General features: G+C 66.8%; 19 protein-coding genes. 8 read left to right on the top strand and 11 right to left on the bottom strand.

From position 1 onward, the window contains the following. Window positions 1-112: 112 nt before the first annotated feature. A complete protein-coding gene (gene hpxO / locus P0D62_RS07275) occupies window positions 113-1300 on the bottom strand; it encodes an FAD-dependent urate hydroxylase HpxO (RefSeq protein WP_275701965.1) in 1188 nt (395 codons plus the stop codon). 260 nt (window positions 1301-1560) lie between these two features. On the opposite strand from hpxO, the gene P0D62_RS07270 reads away from it, so the two are divergent. Next, entirely contained in the window at window positions 1561-2625 is a 1065-nt protein-coding gene (locus P0D62_RS07270) for a hypothetical protein (RefSeq protein ID WP_275701964.1), read from the top strand. Window positions 2626-2777: 152 nt separating this feature from the next. Here the strand turns inward: P0D62_RS07270 and P0D62_RS07265 are convergent, their stop codons facing one another. The 3 genes from P0D62_RS07265 to P0D62_RS07255 are packed head-to-tail and all read right to left on the bottom strand — an operon-like array spanning window position 2778 to window position 5586. Beyond that, window positions 2778-3347: a NifU family protein gene (locus tag P0D62_RS07265; RefSeq protein ID WP_275701963.1), complete on the bottom strand. Its 570-nt coding sequence runs from the start codon at window positions 3345-3347 to the stop codon at window positions 2778-2780. Next, entirely contained in the window at window positions 3344-5290 is a 1947-nt protein-coding gene (gene feoB / locus P0D62_RS07260) for a ferrous iron transporter B (RefSeq protein ID WP_275701962.1), read from the bottom strand. The genes P0D62_RS07265 and feoB overlap by 4 nt, the downstream gene beginning before the upstream one ends. Next, on the bottom strand, window positions 5287-5586 hold the full coding sequence (locus P0D62_RS07255; protein ID WP_275701961.1) for a FeoA family protein: 300 nt from the start codon (window positions 5584-5586) through the stop codon (window positions 5287-5289). The genes feoB and P0D62_RS07255 overlap by 4 nt, the downstream gene beginning before the upstream one ends. 225 nt (window positions 5587-5811) lie before the next feature. Here P0D62_RS07255 and P0D62_RS07250 point away from each other — a divergent pair, with 225 nt between their 5' ends. The 4 genes from P0D62_RS07250 (at window position 5812) to P0D62_RS07235 (ending at window position 9242) form a co-directional block, all read left to right on the top strand. Then, the gene (locus P0D62_RS07250) at window positions 5812-6126 is read left to right on the top strand and encodes a DMT family transporter (protein WP_275701960.1); all 315 of its coding nucleotides are present in this window, start codon (window positions 5812-5814) and stop codon (window positions 6124-6126) included. Further along, window positions 6123-6488, top strand: a complete 366-nt coding sequence (locus P0D62_RS07245) for a DMT family transporter (protein WP_275701959.1) — start codon at window positions 6123-6125, stop codon at window positions 6486-6488. The genes P0D62_RS07250 and P0D62_RS07245 overlap by 4 nt, the downstream gene beginning before the upstream one ends. 229 nt (window positions 6489-6717) lie before the next feature. Further along, window positions 6718-8388 (top strand): DUF885 domain-containing protein, encoded by a 1671-nt coding sequence (locus tag P0D62_RS07240; protein WP_275701958.1) that lies wholly within the window; start codon window positions 6718-6720, stop codon window positions 8386-8388. Window positions 8389-8435: 47 nt separating this feature from the next. Then, a complete protein-coding gene (locus P0D62_RS07235; protein ID WP_275701957.1) occupies window positions 8436-9242 on the top strand; it encodes an extensin family protein in 807 nt (268 codons plus the stop codon). A gap of 67 nt (window positions 9243-9309) precedes the next feature. On the opposite strand, the gene cysE is transcribed toward P0D62_RS07235, so the two are convergent. The 6 genes from cysE to P0D62_RS07205 all read right to left on the bottom strand — a co-directional run bounded on the left by cysE (window position 9310) and on the right by P0D62_RS07205 (window position 14224). Further along, a complete protein-coding gene (gene cysE / locus P0D62_RS07230; protein ID WP_275701956.1) occupies window positions 9310-10128 on the bottom strand; it encodes a serine O-acetyltransferase in 819 nt (272 codons plus the stop codon). 98 nt (window positions 10129-10226) lie between these two features. Continuing rightward, complete coding sequence (locus P0D62_RS07225; RefSeq protein WP_275701955.1) at window positions 10227-11015, bottom strand: sulfite exporter TauE/SafE family protein; 789 nt, start codon at window positions 11013-11015, stop codon at window positions 10227-10229. Window positions 11016-11090: 75 nt separating this feature from the next. Beyond that, the gene (locus P0D62_RS07220) at window positions 11091-11594 is read right to left on the bottom strand and encodes a flavodoxin domain-containing protein (RefSeq protein ID WP_275701954.1); all 504 of its coding nucleotides are present in this window, start codon (window positions 11592-11594) and stop codon (window positions 11091-11093) included. A 72-nt stretch (window positions 11595-11666) separates the two neighbouring features. Continuing rightward, on the bottom strand, window positions 11667-12269 hold the full coding sequence (locus P0D62_RS07215) for a DsbA family protein (RefSeq protein WP_275701953.1): 603 nt from the start codon (window positions 12267-12269) through the stop codon (window positions 11667-11669). 204 nt (window positions 12270-12473) lie between these two features. Beyond that, window positions 12474-13265, bottom strand: coding sequence for a fructosamine kinase family protein (locus tag P0D62_RS07210; protein WP_275701952.1), 792 nt, complete (start codon window positions 13263-13265; stop codon window positions 12474-12476). Continuing rightward, window positions 13262-14224: an NAD-dependent protein deacetylase gene (locus P0D62_RS07205; RefSeq protein ID WP_275701951.1), complete on the bottom strand. Its 963-nt coding sequence runs from the start codon at window positions 14222-14224 to the stop codon at window positions 13262-13264. The genes P0D62_RS07210 and P0D62_RS07205 overlap by 4 nt, the downstream gene beginning before the upstream one ends. A gap of 97 nt (window positions 14225-14321) precedes the next feature. Between P0D62_RS07205 and P0D62_RS07200 the strand changes: the two genes are divergently transcribed. The 3 genes from P0D62_RS07200 (at window position 14322) to P0D62_RS07190 (ending at window position 18308) form a co-directional block, all read left to right on the top strand. Further along, window positions 14322-15188, top strand: a complete 867-nt coding sequence (locus P0D62_RS07200; RefSeq protein ID WP_275701950.1) for a formate/nitrite transporter family protein — start codon at window positions 14322-14324, stop codon at window positions 15186-15188. 664 nt (window positions 15189-15852) lie between these two features. Continuing rightward, complete coding sequence (locus P0D62_RS07195; RefSeq protein WP_275701949.1) at window positions 15853-16680, top strand: MerR family transcriptional regulator; 828 nt, start codon at window positions 15853-15855, stop codon at window positions 16678-16680. A gap of 266 nt (window positions 16681-16946) precedes the next feature. Continuing rightward, window positions 16947-18308 carry an HNH endonuclease signature motif containing protein gene (locus tag P0D62_RS07190; protein ID WP_275701948.1) on the top strand — a complete coding sequence of 454 codons (1362 nt, stop codon included), beginning with the start codon at window positions 16947-16949 and terminating at the stop codon, window positions 18306-18308. A 29-nt stretch (window positions 18309-18337) separates the two neighbouring features. Here the strand turns inward: P0D62_RS07190 and P0D62_RS07185 are convergent, their stop codons facing one another. Beyond that, complete coding sequence (locus P0D62_RS07185; protein WP_275701947.1) at window positions 18338-18841, bottom strand: MarR family winged helix-turn-helix transcriptional regulator; 504 nt, start codon at window positions 18839-18841, stop codon at window positions 18338-18340. Window positions 18842-18856 lie beyond the last annotated feature (15 nt).

The raw sequence follows: 18856 nt of genomic DNA, 5'->3' as shown, positions 1-18856 counted from the left end.
GACGTCGACAGGTGTGCGACGTCGTGGGCCTCTGTGATGCCGCCCCACATCTCCAGGCAGCGCTGAGGGAACTACTGCGTTTCGCTGCTCCGGAGAGCGGAAACGGCGGCTCTTACAGCACCCCGGCGCCGAGGTTGACGGGACTGCCTTCGATGTTGCCGACGATGCCCTTGATGATGCCGGTGCCATCGGTTCCCCACAGGCTGTCGTACCAGGCGGCGGTGGCGGCCTCGTCGTAGGCGTGGGTCTCCTCGCCGCGCTTGCGGGCTCGCAGCACCAGGTCGCCGGCACGTTCGGCACGGATCTTCTGGTAGCGCAGCAGGGTGTCTTCCACGCTGATCGTGTTGGTGGCGACGGCGATGGCCAGTGCGAAGGAGTCCTCCAGCGCGGAACAGGCACCCTGGCCGATGTCGGGCGAGGTGTTGTGCGCGGCGTCGCCGAGGATGGCGACGCGGCCCTTCACCCAGGTGTCGAAGGGCGTGATGTCCCAGATCTCGACGCGGTTCAGCGACTTCTCCGCGTCGATGGCCTCGATCAAGGCCTGCACACCGGGCGCCCAGCCGGCGAAGGCCGCCTCCAGCGGGGCCTTGCCCTCGGAACGGTCATAGGGCAGCCCCGACGGCTGCACCACGTCGAACCAGAAGTAGAACCGGTCGCCGGCCACCGGCATCACGCAGGCGCGCTTGCCGTCGGCGACATAGCTGGTCCACTGGTTCTTGGGGCCGATGGTCTCGTCGACGGGGATCAGGCCGTTGAAGTTGGTGTAGCCGGAGTACTCGCGCTCCGGCGCCGCGACGCCGTCAGGAGTGACGTATTCGCGGGTGATCGAGCGTGCCCCGTCGGCTCCGATCAGCATGTCGGCGGTGTCGGTGGAGCCGTCCGCGAAGGTGGCGGTGACCGTCGTGCCGTCGTCCTCGATCGCCTCCATCCGCATGCCGAGGCGCACCTTGTCCAGGCCGAAGCGCTCCATCAGCAGCGCCTGGAGGTCGGCGCGCGCCACCGGGTAGGGCTTCTGGCCGGTCTGCTCGGTGACGGGGGCCAGCGAGAACTGGCACATCGTCTCGCCCGTGAGTCCGTCGACGTAGGCCATGTCGTCCATGGAGCCACCCAGGGCGGCGACCTCGTCGGACAGCCCGAGCCAGTTCAGCACCTTGACACCGTTGGACCACAGCGACAGGGCCGCGCCGACCGGTTTGTTCTCTTGCATCTGGTCGTAGATGACGACGTCGTGTCCCAGTTTCTGCAGCGCGATACCTGCGCTCGTGCCGCCGATGCCTGCACCGATGATGATGATCTTCATGCACCGGAAGGCTATGGGGCTTGTGTCACCGCGCAGTTTCCCAGCCGATTCCACCTGGTTACGGTTCTCGACCCACCTTGTTACACGTCATCGGGAGGGCACCAGCTTCCGGGCTCGATCTTGCCTTGGACGCTTAGTGGACGTAGGTCGAATCCAAGAAGTACCCAACCATTACTATTTGTAGGGGTGGGGGAAACAAAAGGAGAACCCATCCCTCTTCAAAGGTCGAAGAGGATCACCACAACACCCTGGGGGGACACGTGAAACGCAAGATCATCGCCGCCGTCGCGTCGGCCGCGCTCGCACTGACCGGATTGGTCGCCGCACCGACCACGGCTTCCGCCGACACCGAGACCACCAAGGTCCGCATCATGTTGCAGGGCCACGACAACGACGACCTCAACCTGCGCGAGGGCACCGTCTCCGTATACAAGGACGGCAGCTGGCAGCAGGTGACGGGCACCAACCCGAACAACCGGAACCTGGCCCAAGTGGAACTGGCACCCGGCACCTACTCCATCGCCGTCGAGTACAACGGCACGCGGGCTCAGAAGCAGGTGACGGTCGGGAGCGAGACGCAGACCGTGTACTTCGGCAGCGCGCTCGTGAAGCTCGACCTACGGGACTCGAAGGGCAAGCCGCTGTCCGTCGACGCGACCGGCGCCTCGTACTATGCCAACGGATGGCGCACGTTCGACCCCGAGGCCGGCGTCGAGTTGCAGCCCGGCACCTACAGCTTCGTCGCGGTCTACAACGGCACGCGCCAGCAGAAGTCGTTCACCGTTGTCGCGAAGAACGCGAACAACGGGGCGAACAAGATCCAAACGGTCGACTTCAAGACCTCGCTGGTCAACGTCATGCTGCAGGGTCACACCAACGGGGCGCTTGATCTGCGCGAGGGCTCGGCGTCCTACTACGCGAACGGATGGCGTGCGATCACCGGCAAGAACGTGAACAACGGACGTATCGTCCAGGCCGAGATGCTGCCCGGCACCTACAGCTTCGCGGTGACCTGGAACGGCACGCGCGATCAGCTGAACTCCGTGGTGGTCGGCGAGAGCGCGAAAACCGTCTACTTCCATGCCGCGCTCGTGACCACCTCGCTGATCGCCGATGGGGAGGTCGTCGACCCGAGCGAGGTGTCGTCGTCCTACTACGCCGGGAGTTGGCGTGCGATCGGCGCCGAGGGCGTCCAGATGCTGCCCGGCGAATACTCCTTCGCCGTCGTCAAGGATGGCGTGCGCCAGCAGCAGAAGTACACCGTGATCAAGAAGAACCCGAACAACGGCGCCAACAAGCTCCAGACCGTCGAGTTCGTCCGCTGATCTGCTGTTCACAACGACGATCGGGCCGGTCCTCGCCTCCGGGCAGGGACCGGTCTCTTCGTCTATGGCTCCTCTTCGGCTGGCTATATGGCGCGGCCTGTACCTATTTCACACGCCGCGCCATATAGCCAGCCGAAAGGTCGGCACCCCTATCAGCGACGATGCCGGGAGAGTCCCAAGAGGCCGCGCTTCTGCTCGTGGACCGGGCTCGACGTGGTGACGGTGGCTGGGTAGCGACGCACAACGGCAGCTTCGATGCGTTCGTGCAGCGTCGAGCCGGCCGCGGGGCAGTCCTCGCAGGCGCCGCCGAAGTCGAGCACCACGGTCTCCGGGGTGACGTCGGCGACGGTGATCCTCCCGCCGTGCGAGGCGACGTAGTCCTTCAGCTCACCGTCCAACACGTGCTGGGCCACCAGACCGAGGAGCTCGGCCGAGCCCTCCTCGATCTCCCAGTCGTCCACGTCAAGGGCAGCGGCCAGCGCCGTGCGGATGCGCGGCCCCTGATCGATCCAGGCGTGGCCATCGGCGAGCCACATCCATACCCCGCCGCGCTCGATGAGCATCTTCGTCACCACGCCGTACTCCAGCAGCGGACCGACGGTGCCGGGCGCCCGCCTCACCCGCCCCACGGGCAGGTCGATGTCGGTCACCCAGCGCACCGCCTGCGGCTCGCCGGGGACGGCCTCGGGATGAAGGATGCGCTTGCTCCGGCGGATCGTCATAGCCAGATGCTAGCCACCGACCGCGCCGCAAAGGCCATCACCCACGCCAGCACGCTCATGTAGCCGAAGGCGATCGCCGGCCACTTCCAGCCACCGGTCTCGCGCCGCATGGCCCCCAGCGTCGCCATGCACTGCATCGCATAGACGAAGAACACCAGCAGAGCGATCATCGTCGGCGGCGTGAACACCGGCTCGCCCTGGTGCGGACCCGACTCGTGAGTCATCGTCGCCAACGCTTCTGCCGGATCCTCGGGATCGGTGGCGGAGGCGATCTGACCCATCGTCGAGACGAACACCTCGCGGGCGGCCAGCGACGACATCACGCCGACGTTGACCCGCCAGTCGAAGCCGAGCGGCTCGAAGATCGGCGACACCGCGCGGCCCACGGCGGCGGCCGCGGAGTTGTCGATCACGTAGGTCTGCACAGCCACTTCGTCGGTGGGATCCACCCCGGCCTGCGTCAGCTCGGCGTCGGAGCGCAGCGGCAGGTTGAGCAGCCCCCACAGGATGATGGTGGTGAGCATGATGATCGAGGTGACCTTCTTCAGGAAGGCCTTGCAGGCGTCCCACACGGCGATGACGACGGTGCGCAGCTGCGGCATCCGGTAGCTCGGCATCTCCAGATAGAACGGCAGCGACATGGCCTTGCGCCCGATGAACGTCTTCACCACCCACGCGGCGGCCATCGCGGAGGCCGCTCCCAGCAGGTACAGGCCGAACATGATCAGGCCCTGCAAACCCAGCGGGCCCACGCGCACGTCGTTGGGCACCAACATGCCGATCAGCAGGACGTAGACGGGCAGTCGGGCGGAGCAGGTCATCAGCGGGGCGGCCATCATCGTCGCCAGGCGGTCCCTGGCCGACGGCAGGGTACGCGTCGCCATGATGCCGGGGATGGCGCAGGCTACCGACGACAGCAACGCGACGAAGGCCCGGCCCTCGAGGCCGGCGGAGGCCATCACGCGGTCCATCAGATAGGCGGCGCGCGACAGGTACCCGGTTCCCTCGAGCAGCGAGATCATCACGAACAGCAGCCCGATCTGCGGCAGGAACACCAGCACGCCGCCCACTCCGCCGATCAGCGCATCGGCGACGAACGAGCTCAGCCAGCCGATCGGGATGGCGGCGCGCGAGGCCTCGCTCAGCCAGCCGAAGAGCTCCTCGATCCAGCCCTGAAGCGGCGCCGCCACGGTGAAGATGATCTGGAAGAACAGCAGCATCGCGGCGAAGAAGATGACGGTGCCCCACAGGGGATGCAGCAGGATGCGGTCGATCTTTCCGGTGCGTGAGTCCGGATCGGCGGGGCGATAGTTCGCGGAGACCAGCACCGACGACGCCCAGGCGGTCACCTCGTCGGGCTCATGCGGCGGAGCGACGGGCGGGGACGGCCAGGAAGCGCGCTCGGCGACGGCGTCAGCCAGTGCCTTCACTCCTCGCTTCTCACCGGCGACGATGGGCAGCACGCAGGCCCCGATGGCCCTGCCGAGGGCCTGGTGGTCGACGTTGCCACCCCGCCGCACCAGCTCGTCGACGAAGCTCAGCACCACCATGGTCGGCAGGCCGGCTTGCTGCACCTGGGCAAGCAGGCCGAGGCCGCGACGCAGGTTGGTGGCGTCGATCACGACGATGAGCGCCTCGATGGGGTCGCAGTGGTCCTGGGCCTGCTCGAGCATGTCGGCGACGATCTGCTCGTCGGGGCTGATGGGGTCGAGTGAGTAGGCGCCGGGCAGGTCCTCGACGGCCACCGGTCCGGCCGGGGTTTCGAGTTCGCCCTCGTAGCGCGAGACCGTGACGCCCGGATAGTTGCCCGTCTTGGCGCGCAGGCCGGTCAAGCCGTTGAACAGGGTGGTCTTGCCGGCGTTGGGGCTACCGACGATGGCGATCCGCGGCAGCCCTTCTTTGACGGTGGCGCCTCCCCCGCCGTGGTGGTGTTCGTGAGTCATGACGCCACCAGGATCCGACGGGCCTCGCGACGGCGCAGCACGATCTCGCAGCCGTCGACTCGGAACATCAGCGGGTCGCGCAACGGGGCGCGTCGCAGCAGCGCGACCTCCAGGCCTGGCGCGAAGCCCAGGTTGAACAGCCGTCGGCTGACGGCGTCGTCGCCGTCGAAGCCGAGGATGGTGGACGCGTGTCCGACGGGCAGCGAATCCAGGGTCCGGCAGTCGAGGCCGACACCCTCGAGCGACTGTGCCGTGGCGCAGCGACGCGTGGTCAGCTTGTCCATGAACGCGGTCATGGAACTGAGGCTAGTCTCGCCTTATCTACTACCAGACGTCGGGGTGCCTTAAGCCCGATCTTGCCTTGTCAGGGGCCATTCGAGCCAGCTTCTCCGTCCCCTACGAGCTTGCTAGAATCGGCTCCGGCGCCATGGCGCCCCGGACGAGGGCTCGATCGAGAATCGAGACCAGTACCCGGTCACGAAAAGACTGGCAGACGTGCAAACGACTGAAAGGAACCAATCGTGGCCTGGATCATCCTCATCGCCTCCGGCGTGCTCGAGGCCGTGTGGGCCTCCGCGCTCGCCGCCTCCAACGGCCTCACACGCCTCCGCCCCTCGATCGTCTTCGTGGTGGCCTCCATCCTCAGCCTCGGCGGGCTGGGTCTTGCGCTCGAGAGCCTGCCGACGGGCACCGCCTACGCCGTCTGGACCGCCACCGGCGCGTCGCTCACTGTCACCTGGGCGATGATCCGCGGCGTCGAGCCCGCCTCGCTGGCCAAGATCCTGCTGCTGGTGGGGATCGTCGCCTGCGTCGTCGGATTGAAGGTGCTGGCATGACGCGCTCGATCACCCCCGGGGCCGCTTGGGCCATCCTGCTGGTCAGTGCGGTGCTGGAGGCCGTCTGGGCGAATGCCCTGTCCGCCAGCGAGGGCTTCACACATCTGGTGCCCACCGTGGTGTTCCTGGTTGCCACTATCGCGTCGGTGGTCGGCCTCGGCCAGGCCATGCGCGTCATCCCGACGGGCACCGCCTACGCCGTGTGGACCAGCGTCGGCACCGTGCTCACCGTCAGCTACTCCGTCGCGATCGGCGCGGAGTCGATGTCTTGGCTGAAGGCCCTGTTCCTGGCAGGGATCGTGGCCTGCGTCGTCGGGTTGAAGCAACTCGACGGGAAGACCACCAAGGCCACCGACGCCTGACCCGTCTGAATACCCGATGCGTCTGAATAAAGATGGCTGAGCGGGGGGGATCTGTACGTATTGCACAGATCACCCCCGATCAGCCACTTTTATTCGCTGCACCCAGACGTAGTGCGCCGAACCGGCGTCGGTAGAACGGGCGTGATGGCGGAAGGTCATCCTCGCACTTGGTAGTCCGCCCACAGGCTGGTCGGGCTCACCGTCAGAGGGTCGGTATAGGGTCAAAGCCATGACCGACGCCCGTCCTGCCACCGCGCTCGACGCCATCGCCGACTCCTATACCGAGGAGCTGGCGAGGCTCAGCCCTATCCAGGCAACGGACATGGGCATCCCCGGTCATGATCATCGGCTCGACGATTTCTCGCCCGACGGACACGCCGCACGTACGGAGTTAGCACGCCGAACGCTCGCCGCCGTCGAGGCCGCCCCCATCGTCGACGAGGTCGACCGGATCACCCAGCTCGCCATGCGCGAGCGCCTGGGTCTGGAGATCGAGCTCGTCGAGGCGGGCGAGCATCTGGCAGACCTGAACGTGGTGGCCTCGCCTCTGCAGTCGATCCGCGACGTGTTCGAGCTCATGCCCACCTCCACCGTCGAAGATTGGGAGGGCATCGCCACTCGGATGAGCGGGGTCGGCGAGGCCATCGACGGGTACGTGGCCAGCCTCGGCGAGGCGTTTCGGACGGGGCCGGCGCCGGCGCGCCGTCAGGTGGAACTCGGCATCGCCGAGGCCGCAGAGATGGCCAGCGACAACTCCTTCTGGCAGGCGCTGATCGAGTCGGCCTACACCGACGACGGCCCGGTGCCCCCGGCTCTCGTCGCCGATCTGGAGACGGCCGCCGGCGGCGCCCGAGCCGCTTACGCCCGGCTCTCGAAGGCGCTGCGTGGTCACGCGAGCAAGGCTCCCGTCGAGGACGCCGTCGGACGAGAGCGGTACCAACTGCTCTCGCGGCGCTTCCTCGGCGACACCATCGACCTTGACGAGACCTACGAGTGGGGCATCCAGGATCTCGCGCGCATCGTCGACGAACAGCAGGCGCTGGCCGGCGAGCTCTTCGGTCCCGGCACGGGCGTCGAAGAGGCCATGGAACTGCTCGACGAGGATCCCGCCCGTCAACTGCTGGGCACGGACGCTCTCCAGCAGTGGATCCAGGCCACGGCCGACGAGGCCGTCCAGGCGCTGAGCAGCTACATCGACATCCCCGAGCCCGCCCGCACCCTCGAGTGCGTCGTGTTCCCCACCCACTCCGGCGGGGTCTACTACCACAGCCCCAGCGACGACTTCTCCCGCCCGGGACGGCTCTGGTGGTCGGTGCCGCCCGACGTTGACACCTTCGGCACCTGGCGGGTGCGCACCACCGTCTACCACGAGGGCGCGCCCGGGCATCACCTGCAGCTCAGCACCACCATTCACCAGTCGCGCACGCTCAACATGTGGCGGCGACTCGCCTGCTGGGTCAGCGGTCACGGCGAGGGCTGGGCCCTCTACGCCGAGCGCCTCATGCAGGAGCTGGGCTTCCTCGACGACCCGGGAGATCGGATGGGCCTGCTCGACAGCCAGCGCCTCCGCGCCGCCCGGGTAGTGCTCGACATCGGGCTGCACCTCGGCAAAGAGCATCCACTGGGGGGCACCTGGAACGCCGACAACGCGAGAGATTTCCTCACCAGCAACTCGACGCTGTCCGACGGTTTCCGCCAGTTCGAACTCGACCGCTACCTTGGCTGGCCGGGCGAGGCCCCGTCGTACAAGGTGGGCCAGCGCATCTGGGAGGGCTTGCGCCGCGACGCGGAACGGCGCCAAGGCCCGGCCTTCGACCTGTCCGCCTTCCACCGTCACGCCCTCGAGCTCGGCTCCGTCCCCCTCAGCGTCCTCCGCGAGGCCCTCGCCGGCCACATCTAGCCCCAGGGCGGATGCTCCGGCGCTCCTGCTGCAGATAGCTTCCGGGTATGAGGCGACGAGGATTCTTGGCACTGGCCGGCGTGACAGCGCTGGCAGGCTACGGGGTTCTCCGGAGCGGGATCCTCGACGACGGCATTCCGCTTCTCGACGAGGGCCAGGGACTGCTCAACCCGAACGACGAAGACTTCTCCGTCGAAGGCCAAGGAGAGTGCCGCACGCCGGAGTCGCTCGAGAGCTTCAAGACGCTGGGCGGCGCAAGGCTCGGCTACGAGATCGATCGCACCAAGGCCACCTATAAGGCCGATCCGCGCTTCATCGAGTTGCTCGAGGAGTGGGCGGAGGACTGGGTGAAACTCAGCGGACTCGGCGCACTGACCAAGGTGTGGAGCTACGGAGCCTACGTCGACAAGTGCTCCTCCTGGCACCAGGCCGGGCGCGCGTTCGACTTCGCGGAACTGGAGCACGAGGGTGGCAAGGTCTCCTGCCGACAGGACAAGTGGGGCGAGGACGGCGGTCGGATGCGCTCCTACTGGCGGCTCGCAGCGTCGCTGCACGAGCACTTCGCCTACACGCTGACCTGCCGCTACAACGAGGCACACCGCAACCACATCCACGTCGACAACGGGGTATCGGGTTGGGATCGCTCTGCCTTCGACCCCGGTTCGCGCGTCCAGGTGCAGATGGTGCAGAACGCCTGCCGTTACGTCTTCGGCAAGGACATCGACCTCACCGACAGCTACGACGACCAGACCAAAGACGCGGTGCGCTCGGTGCAGAAGTCCAACGGCATCTCCCGCCCCTTGGCGAAGGCCGACGGCTGGCGCGAGTTCCTCCGCGCCACGGCGTCCGCCTAGTTCGACATCGACGCTCTCCTCGAGGCTCGGCCGCAGGCGGCCTCGCACCTCGAAGAGCGTACGGGGCCTAGATGCAGGGGTCGAAAGGATCCTCGTCGAGGGTCTGGATCATGTCGAAGGCGGGCAGCGACGAGGCCGGCACGTTGACCACCTTGGCCGGCACCCCGGCGACGGTGGTGTGCGGGGCGACGTCCTTCAGCACGACGGAGCCGGCTCCGATCTTGGCGCCTTCCCCGATCTTGATGTTGCCCAGCACCTTCGCGCCGGCGCCGATCATCACGCCACGGCCGATCTTGGGGTGACGGTCGCCGCCCTCCTTGCCGGAGCCACCGAGGGTCACCTCGTGCAGCATCGAGAAGTCGTCCTCCACCACTGCCGTCTCACCGACGACGACGCTGGTGGCGTGGTCGAACATGATGCCCTTGCCGATCCGCGCCCCCGGATGGATGTCGACGGCGAACACCTCCGAGATGCGGCTCTGCAGATACCAGGCGAGCGGCTTGCGGCCCTGCGTCCAGTAGTGGTGAGCGACGCGGTAGGCCTGGATCGACTGGAACCCTTTGAAATACAGCAGCGGGTTGGCGTACCCGGGGCAGGCGGGGTCGCGGCTGACGACGGCCTGCAGGTCGGCGATGATGGAGCGCTGGATGCACTCCTCGTCTTTGAGCACGTCGTAGAAGATGTCGCGAAGGCCGAGCGCCGGCAGCGTCGAGTTGTCGAGCTTGCTGGCCAGGATGTAACTCAGCGACTCCTCGATGTCGGGCTGGGCCAGCACCGTGGCGTGCAGGAATCCTGCCAACAAGGGCTCTTCCGCCGCAGCCGCAGCGCACTCGGCCTTGATAGCGGCCCAGATCTGATCGTCGGGCACGATGCGGGAGGGATCCATGGTTCTCCTTTGACGGTTGCCGCCAGGCTACCGACCATCCCGGGCGCCCATACCCGAGTGTTCGCGATCAGCTAAGAGGTTCCGCAGGTAGGTGGCGACTACTTCTTCGGGTGATCCGCCCGCCACGCCTTGATGGCCAGCTGGATCGTGATGACGGCGATGAACACCGCGAACAGCGGCGTCGCGACCCGGGGGTCCAGCCATGCGGCGACATGGGCGCCGACGACGGTGGTCAAGCAGGCGCCAACGCCGACGCCGATCGCCGCCTTCATGTCGATGTTCTTGCGCCGGTGGTTGCCGAGCGTGCCGGAGATCGCCGTCGGGATCATCATGAGCAGCGAGGTGCCCTTGGCGACCAGGTCGCTGGCGCCGAACAGCAGGATCAACGCGGGCACGACGACGATGCCGCCACCCACGCCGAACAACCCGGACAGCACGCCGGTGACCAGGCCCACCCCGAGCAAGGCCAAGCCCGACAGCCAGGTCAGCACCAGGTCGGCGTCGCGGGAGGGAACCACGAGGAACAGGTTCACCATCACCGCGACCAGGAACACGACGAAGCCCCATCGCAACGCCCGCATGGGCAGACGGCCAAGCAGCCAGGTGCCGATCTGCGCGCCGCCCACCGCCCCGCCGGCCAGGAGCAGAGCGGCGATCCACGACACCGAGCCGTTCCACGCATACGACGCCACGCCGACGATGGCCGTCGGCACGATCGCGCCGAGCGAGGTGCCCGACGCCAGTCGCTGATCGAAGCGGCAGAGCAGCACCAGCAGCGGAACGATCACGGTGCCGCCGCCGACACCGAACAGCCCCGACAACAGGCCGGCGCCCATGCCGATCAGCAGATAGCGCACCCACGCCGGCACACGGCTCGTCGTCGACATCGCTCGCGGTTCTCCTCCGATAGACAGACAGCATCCATCATTGCACTCCGGCTCCCGGGAGAGCGATGCAGACGGTCAGGAGGCGGTATCGACGGTGGCCACCAGGCCCTGCGCCCAGGCCCGGATGGCGTCGGGATTCACGTGATCTTTGGGTCGCTGCTGCAGCGTGCGAAGGAAGATGCGCTTGAAGAAGCCCACCTCCTCGGGCACGAATCGGCCCGCGAACGACGCGGAGGCCACCGGCGCCACGATCGCCTCAACGCTCGCGTTGTAACCGAGCGACACCTCCTGCATGTCGTCGCGCGCCGCGTTCAGGCAGGTGTTGAACAGCGCGACAGAGACCTCGCCCAAGGCGTCCTTGTGCGCGATCAGGTAGTCGGTCGCGGCCGCATACCAGGAGCCCGCGTGGATGCCGGAGCCGACGACCACCAGGTCGTAGCCCAGCGGAGACGGCCGCTCGACCATGAGGTCGACGACATCGACGACGCACGAGGTCGCCCTCAGCGCGTCCCCGATCAGACCCGCGATGTCGCGAGCCGTTCCGCTGTCGCTCGCGTATCCCACCAGCACCTTGACCATGGGTTCCACCCTAGTCAGCGGGCTCTCCGGCCTTTCGTCGGGGTGGGGTTAGCGAAGCGTCACCAGGTGGTATCAGTCGAAGATCGGGCCGACGGTGCGGCTGCGCTTCAACTCGAAGAAGCCGGGGTAGGCCGTGACCTTCTCGACGCCGTCGAACAGCTGACCGGCCTCTTCACCCTTCGGGGCAGGCGAGATGACGGGCCCGAACAGGCTCATGCCGTTGATCCGGACGACGGGGGTGCCGACGTCCTGGCCGACCGGCTCCATGCCCTCGTTGTGCGAGCGGCGCAGGTCGTCGTCTATGGCATCGGTTTGCGCGATCTCCAGAATGTCGGCGTCGGCCCCCACCTCGGCGAGCGCTGCCGCGATGGTCTCCAGGCTGCGTTCCTCGTCGCGCGGGTGGAAGCGGGTACCGAGGGCGGTGTAGAACTCGGCCAGCTTCTCCGAGCCGTGACGCTGCTCAACCAACAGGGAGGCGCGCGCGGGAACCCACGCGGCGTCCATGTGGGCGCGGTAGTCCTCGGGCAGGTCGCGGCCCTCGTTGAGCACGGAAAGGCTCATCACGTGGAAGACGGTCTTCACGTCGCGCACCTTCTCCACCTCGAGCATCCAGCGGGACGTCATCCAGGCGAAGGGGCAGGTGGGATCGAACCAGAAATCAACAGTCGTCGTCATGCGGCCAGTCTAGGCACGTCCTGAGCACGCGGATGCGGGGTGAGGACCGCGTGGACTATCGAGGCTGATTTCGTTCAGTCCCCCGGCGAACTGCCGTTATCGGGGTTGCGGATATCAGCATGCTGATTTTCAGAACCCCGCTGATGCCTGATCGGCCCGACACCTGACAGATTCAGCCCCGATAATCGTCGGAGCCGTACGGAATCAACCGCGATAACCGGGCTCGGCAGCTTTCTTGGCGGCCCGCAGCGTCGAGCCCAGGTAGGAGCCGCCGAACAGCACGACGTGGATCAGCAGCATGTGCAGCTGATGTACGACGACGCGGTCGCGCCAGCCGTCGGCCAACGGGCTGACCTCGTCGTAGGCCGCGACGGTGCGGTCGAGATGCGGCGAGCCGAAGAGGGCCAGATCGGCGAGATCGGCCTCGGCGTGGCTGCCGTAGGCGCAGGCGTCGATGAGCACACCACCGCCCGCGGTCCAGAGCACATTGCCGCCCCACAGATCGCCGTGGATGCGAGCCACCTCCCCGCACAGCCCGGGCTGCGGCGCGTCCCAGGCTCCCGACGCGATCACGTCGGCGGCCCGCCGGAGGAGGCGGTCGTCGTCGGGGCTCAGCCTGAGCTGATCCACGTAGGGCAGGATCCTGGCCTCGGCGAAGAACTCGCCCCAGCTTCCCCACACCGGGCGCGACGACGCGGGCTTGGCCAGGTTGGTGGTGCGCAGCGCCTCGGGTGCCAGGCCCGGCGGCGGCTGACCCCACCAGTCGGCGCCGGCAGCGTGGGTGCGGGCCAGGCATCGTCCGAACTCCTCGGCCGCCTGGAGCGTGGGCGCAGCTTCCGAGACGTAGCGCGTCTCGATCCAGGTGGGCCCGGTGCCGAGCACCTCGACCACCGGCGCGCCACCGCACTCGTCCGCGGCCTGGGCCAGCCACGCCAAGCTGGCCACTTCACTGGCAACAGCCTGGGCGCTGCCCGTCTTGCGGTATCCGCGGGTCATGCCCGACCGGCCGACGAGCGCGTGGCCGCGAGCTGCACCCACCGGCTCAGCACCCGGTCGAGGCGGCCGTGCACACGAGCGGTGGCCAGATCGTCTCCCCGAGTGGCGCCGTCATTGACGATCACCACGGGCTTGCCGTCGCGCGCGGCGGCCCGCGCGAACCGCAGGCCGCTCATCACCGTCAGGCTGGAGCCGAGCACCACCACGGCCTTCGCCACCTCGGCGGCCGCCATCGCGCGGGACAGCACCTCGCGTCGGGCATTCTCACCGAAGAAGACCACCTCGGGTTTGAGCATTCCGCCGCACGACGCGCAGTCGGGATAGCGGAAGTCTTCGGTGCGGTCGACCTCGGCATCACCGTCGGGCGCCGTCGCCGCGTCGCGGGCGAGATGGTCAAGACGGGCGGCGAACTCCGGGTTCAGCTGAACCAGCTCGTCCTGCAGGTCGGCGCGACGGATCACTCGCGTGCAGCCGAGGCACACCACCAACGAGAGCCGACCATGCAGGTCGACCACCGGCCGCGAGCCGGCGGCCTGATGCAGCTCGTCGACGTTCTGGGTGACCACCGCGGTGATCGGCGTGAGCGCACCCAGGCGTGCCAGCGCGAGGTGGGCGGTGTTGGGCTTCGCCCGGCAGAACGCCTGCCACCCGACGAAACTGCGCGCCCAATAGCGACGACGAGACAGTTCCTCGCCGATGAACTCCTGGTAGGTCATGGGGCTGCGCGGCACCGCATGCCGGCCGCGATAGTCGGGGAGACCGGATCCGGTCGACATGCCGGCCCCGGTGAGCACCAGGGTGGGCCGGTCGCGGAATGTCTGCAGCGCCTTCTCCACGTCGGCGTCGGACGACGACCGCCCAAACCCGGTGATGCCCGGCGACCAGGCAGGAAGGGTGACGGATCCGTCGCGCGCGGTACGGAACCACCCGCCGACATCGGGGATGGTCTCTCTACTCACCCCACCAGAGTAAGCGGTCCCGCAGACAGATGGTACTGCCAGGCCTTAACCATGGGTCCCCTATCTCTGCCGGAATGGTTCATGGAAGCATTACCTCATGGCCAAAGACATGGGGCACATCTTCCCCGGACGCGAGTTCATCCAAGCCACCCTGGACGCACTCCACGTCAAGGACGACATGTCGCGCTCCGCGACCATCCCTTATATCCAGCGGGCCGCCATGGCCGGCATCCTGATCGGCGTCTTCTACGCCGCCTACTACACGACGGTGTCCGTCTTCGCGGGGCTCCAGCTAGGGGAGACGTCGCTCACCGGCCTCGGCAAGGTGATCGGCTCGCTGGTGTTCGGTTGGGCGCTGATCTTCATCTATTACACGAAGTCCGAGCTGCTGACGTCGAACATGATGGTGGTCACTATCGGCCGCTACTACCACGGCGTGACCTGGCCGAGGGCGTTCGGGATCATGGGGCTGTGTTACCTGGGCAATGCGCTGGGCGGCTTGCTGCTGGCGGCGTTCCTCCGGTTCTCGACGCTCGCCTCCGGCGCCGTGCTCGACCAGATGGTGCACTCCGTCGACACGAAGCTGGCGTATGTCAGCGCCGGTCCGATGGGCTGGGGCGACCTGTTCGTGCGCGCCATCCTCTGTAACTTCATGATCAACGTGGCCATGCTGCTGGTCTACAACGGCTACGTGAAGGCCGACTTCGCCAAGATGTGCGCGATGCTCGCCGCGGTGTTCATCTTCGCCTTCCTCGGACTGGAGCACTCCGTCGCCAACACGGTGCTGTTCCTGATCGTCGGGCTGCGCGACGGCATCGACGTCGGCCTGGCCATCGGCAACGTGGCGATCGCGCTCATAGGCAACTTCGTCGGCGGCGGACTCTTGATCGGGGTCTACTACGCCTATGTCAACGACGCGAGGCGTCATCTGCACGAAGAGGATCCTGAACTCAACGTCCCCTGACAAACACCTGCGCCTTTGGGCCTGATGGCCCAACCTGGGAACGACGGCGCGGCAGGAAGGTCGTGCCATGAAAGCGGCTGCGCCCTGGAACTGAAAGGGGCGCGGTGCCGACTATTGATCATCGACACCGCGCCCGTCAGGAGCTTCGAAGGACCTCGCGGGCCCATCCCCATGGCTCACGCTTCGCTGAACGTCGTCTTCCGACACGTCCGCCGAAGTGCGAGGACTCCGGTACGGCACACAATCCGCGGCCGTCCTTCGTCTCCCTCATCCTTCGCCCCAAGAGTGCGCTCCGGTCTCGGGAAACCTGCCCCCCAGCAGGTTCCCGAAATCGACCGGCACGTCACCAGCCCCGAAGGGCTAGTCAGCGTGACCTTCCGGCCAGAGATCCCCATCTCCGAACTGGACCCCCATCCAGCTGCCGTTGGCCTATCGGGCACCCCCATGCCCGACGTCGCTATACGTAAAGACACGAAAGTCGACGCGTTATGACGCGAATCCGGAAAAAAGTTCGAGAAATTTTCTGCGGCTGCCATCGAGGGCTCGGACGGCTGCAAACGGAGGGGCGGACGACGCGCCCGAGGACGCCTGGATGCGCGTATCGACGTCGTCGTCGAAGGGTCGGGGTTGACCCTCACACGATGTCAGGCGGCATGCTGGACTCATGGCCGAAACCACGAACCTTCTGACGATTGGTCAGTTCAGCTCACGGAGCCGACTGTCGGTGCGGATGCTGCGCCACTACGACGCCCACGGCGTCCTGGTGCCCGCACACGTCGACGCGTGGACCGGATACCGCCGCTACGCGCCACACCAACTGGCCGACGCGACGGACATCCGGAATCTGCGCGACGTCGGGTTCGGCGTCTCCGCCATCGGCGCCCTCCTCGCCGCCCGCGGCACCCCGGCCTGGCCCCACGCCCTGCGGTTGCAGCGCGAGAGCCTGGCCGACGACCTGCGCGCGGCCCAGACACGGCTGTCTCTCATCAACCGCCTGCTCGACGAAGGAGAACCCACCATGTCGATCACCATCAGCCGCACCACCATCCCCGCGATGACCGTCGTCACCCTGCGAGGGACCGTCCCCACCTACTCCGACGAAGGTCAGCTCTGGGCGCAGATGATGCCGCTCCTCGCTGCTCAAGGCATCACGCCCATCGGACCATGTGGCGTCATCGAACACGACGACCAGTACACGGAGCACGACGTCGACCTCTCGATCTTCCTGCCCGTCGCCCCTGGCACCCGCGCGGAGGCGCCACTGGAGATCTTGGAGTTGCCCGAGCGCGATTGCCTCGTTGCAAGGGTGCTGGGTTCGTTCGCCCAGATCGGCGACGCGCACGCCCACCTCGGCGCCCGCCTCGCGGCTGACAACCTGAGTCTCGCGAGCGGCGACACGATCGGCGGCCGGGCGTTCAACCTCTACCTGACCACGCCCGATCAGGTCAGCGAGGACGAACTGGTCACCGACATCTGCCTCCCTCTCGCCTGAGCAGCTCGCGTCGAGGCGAGGACGCACGTCGCGCCTTCGCCTCGACGCGTCGTCGTCTATGGGTAAAGAGCCTTGTCAACGAGGATTCAGATCGAATCCGGAAGTCCGCCCGTCAGATGGGACTACCGCCGGCCGACCCCTCGGTGTCGCCCGGGTACCTGGAAGTGTTGCCCGGATGGGGCCAGGTGTTGCCCGTACCCGCGATGGTGTTGCCCGAATCGTTCACACGATCGGTTTTGTCGGTCGGTTGGCGTAGCGTTTCCGGTATGAAGAACATAGCGCGAACCAGCACCAGGGAGGCCCTCAAGGCCCTCTCGGGGTGGGTCGCGCATATCGACCCCGCCGAGTGGGAGCACCTGCCCGAACCGGAACTCCTCGACCTGATGTGGCAGGCCCGCAAGACCGCCGACCGGATGGCCGGCGTCGCGGCCGTGCTCACCGCCACCGTCGAACGCAGGAATGCCGCGATCCTGGTCACCCGCACACCGCTGAACACGCTGATCGCGCAGACCGAGCACCGCGACGGCAAAGACGCCAACCGGGCTATCTTCCAAGGCCGAGACCTCACCCGGAACCCTGCCATCGCGACAGCTGTGCTGGAAGGGGTCATCTCCACCGAGCACGCCCGAGGTGTGGTCAGAGCGATGAAAGAGTTACCCCTGGATCTCACCCGTACCCAAGCCGAGAAGATCACCCGGCTGCTGGTGAACGACGCGACCACCTCCACGCCCACCGAACTATCAGCCAAGGCAAAGGAAGCGCTCCAGCGAGTGGCTCCAGAGCTGGTTCCCTCGCCCGACGATGAAGACCGTGTGCTCGCAGAACAACGTCGCATAGCGCTGAGACGACGCTCCTTCACCTTCGGCGACGACGGCGAAGGCTCTACCTGGTTTCGTGGCTGTCTCCCACACCTCGAAGCCGAGCCCTTGATCAACACGCTGCACCACCTCGTCGCCGCACAGAAACGAGCCGAACGCGACAAGCCCGTGGACGCGGCACGAAAAGAGATCACCCGGGAGCGGCGCTACGCCGACGCCCTCACCCAGCTCGCCGCACAGCCCACCACCCGGAGTGGCCGTCGTCGGACACCGGCGACGGTGATCGTCACCATCAAAGAAGAAGACCTCCACACCAAGGCCCGTACCGCAGGCATCCTGTCCTCCGGCAACAAGATCCCGGCTGGCGAACTCCGCCGAATGCTGTGCGACGCGGAGATTCTGCCCATCGTGCTCGGTGGTGATTCCGAGATCCTGGACGTCGGCGTCGCGCACCGGTTCGTCACCCCCGCCATCCGCAGAGCCCTATCGGTGAGAGACGGCGAGTGCGTCTTCCCGGGGTGCACGGCAACGGACGCGGAATGCGACGCGCACCACGTGATCCCCTGGAAACACGGCGGCCCCACATCACTGGGAAACCTCGTCCTCGCCTGCCCGCACCACCACGCCCTGATCGAACCCCCCGGAAACGACCTGGTGAACCCTCGCTGGCAGATCACCTTCGACGCCAAGACTCGCAAACCGATCGTCAGCAGACCTCAGCCTGTCAAGGTCGGCCTTCTCCCCCAACCCCAACTACTTCAGAACCCGGCAAGAACAAGAGCACCAATCCGACACCCCCTCCTCTGCTGAGGGGCCGGCCGGCGGAGTGTTTGCGATTCTCACGGGTTGCTTCCGCGTTCGCGGGAACTACTTCCGCGTTCTCGGGAAGCGAGCAGATCGAATTGTCCTTCGCCCGCCTGCGCAAGCCGGAGCAGAGCGGTTCTCCAGTGCCTCTCAGCCTCGGGGTCGAGAGTTCGGAACACGCTCTCGAGCAGGCCCATCTGCTCGCCGGTGAGCTGTGCTTCGAGCTGCTTGCCCGCCTCGGTCGCCGCCACACGACGCATACGTTTGTCGTGCGCATCGGGTGTCACGGTGATGAGACCGAGCGATTCGAGTTCTTTGACTGGTCGGTGGATCGCCTGCTTGGTGACCTTCAAGACGGTCAGCAGATCCCCCATCGAGACCCCCGGCTCTCGCTGGACGAAATAGAGGATGCGGTGGTGAGCTCGACCAAGCCCTCGGTCGGCGAGGATGCGGTCGGGAATGGACGTGAAAGCTCGGTACCCGAAGTACAGCGCCTCAATGTCTTCGCGGAGTTCCAGTGACCGTTTTGAGTCAATCATCTTGACCTATTCTGC

It is taken from the genome of Tessaracoccus caeni (assembly GCF_029211185.1).
In the GTDB taxonomy this organism is placed as follows: Bacteria; Actinomycetota; Actinomycetes; order Propionibacteriales; family Propionibacteriaceae; genus Arachnia; species Arachnia caeni.
The sequence above is the reverse complement of the archived record's forward strand: the minus strand, read 5'-3'. Positions and strand labels throughout refer to the sequence as shown.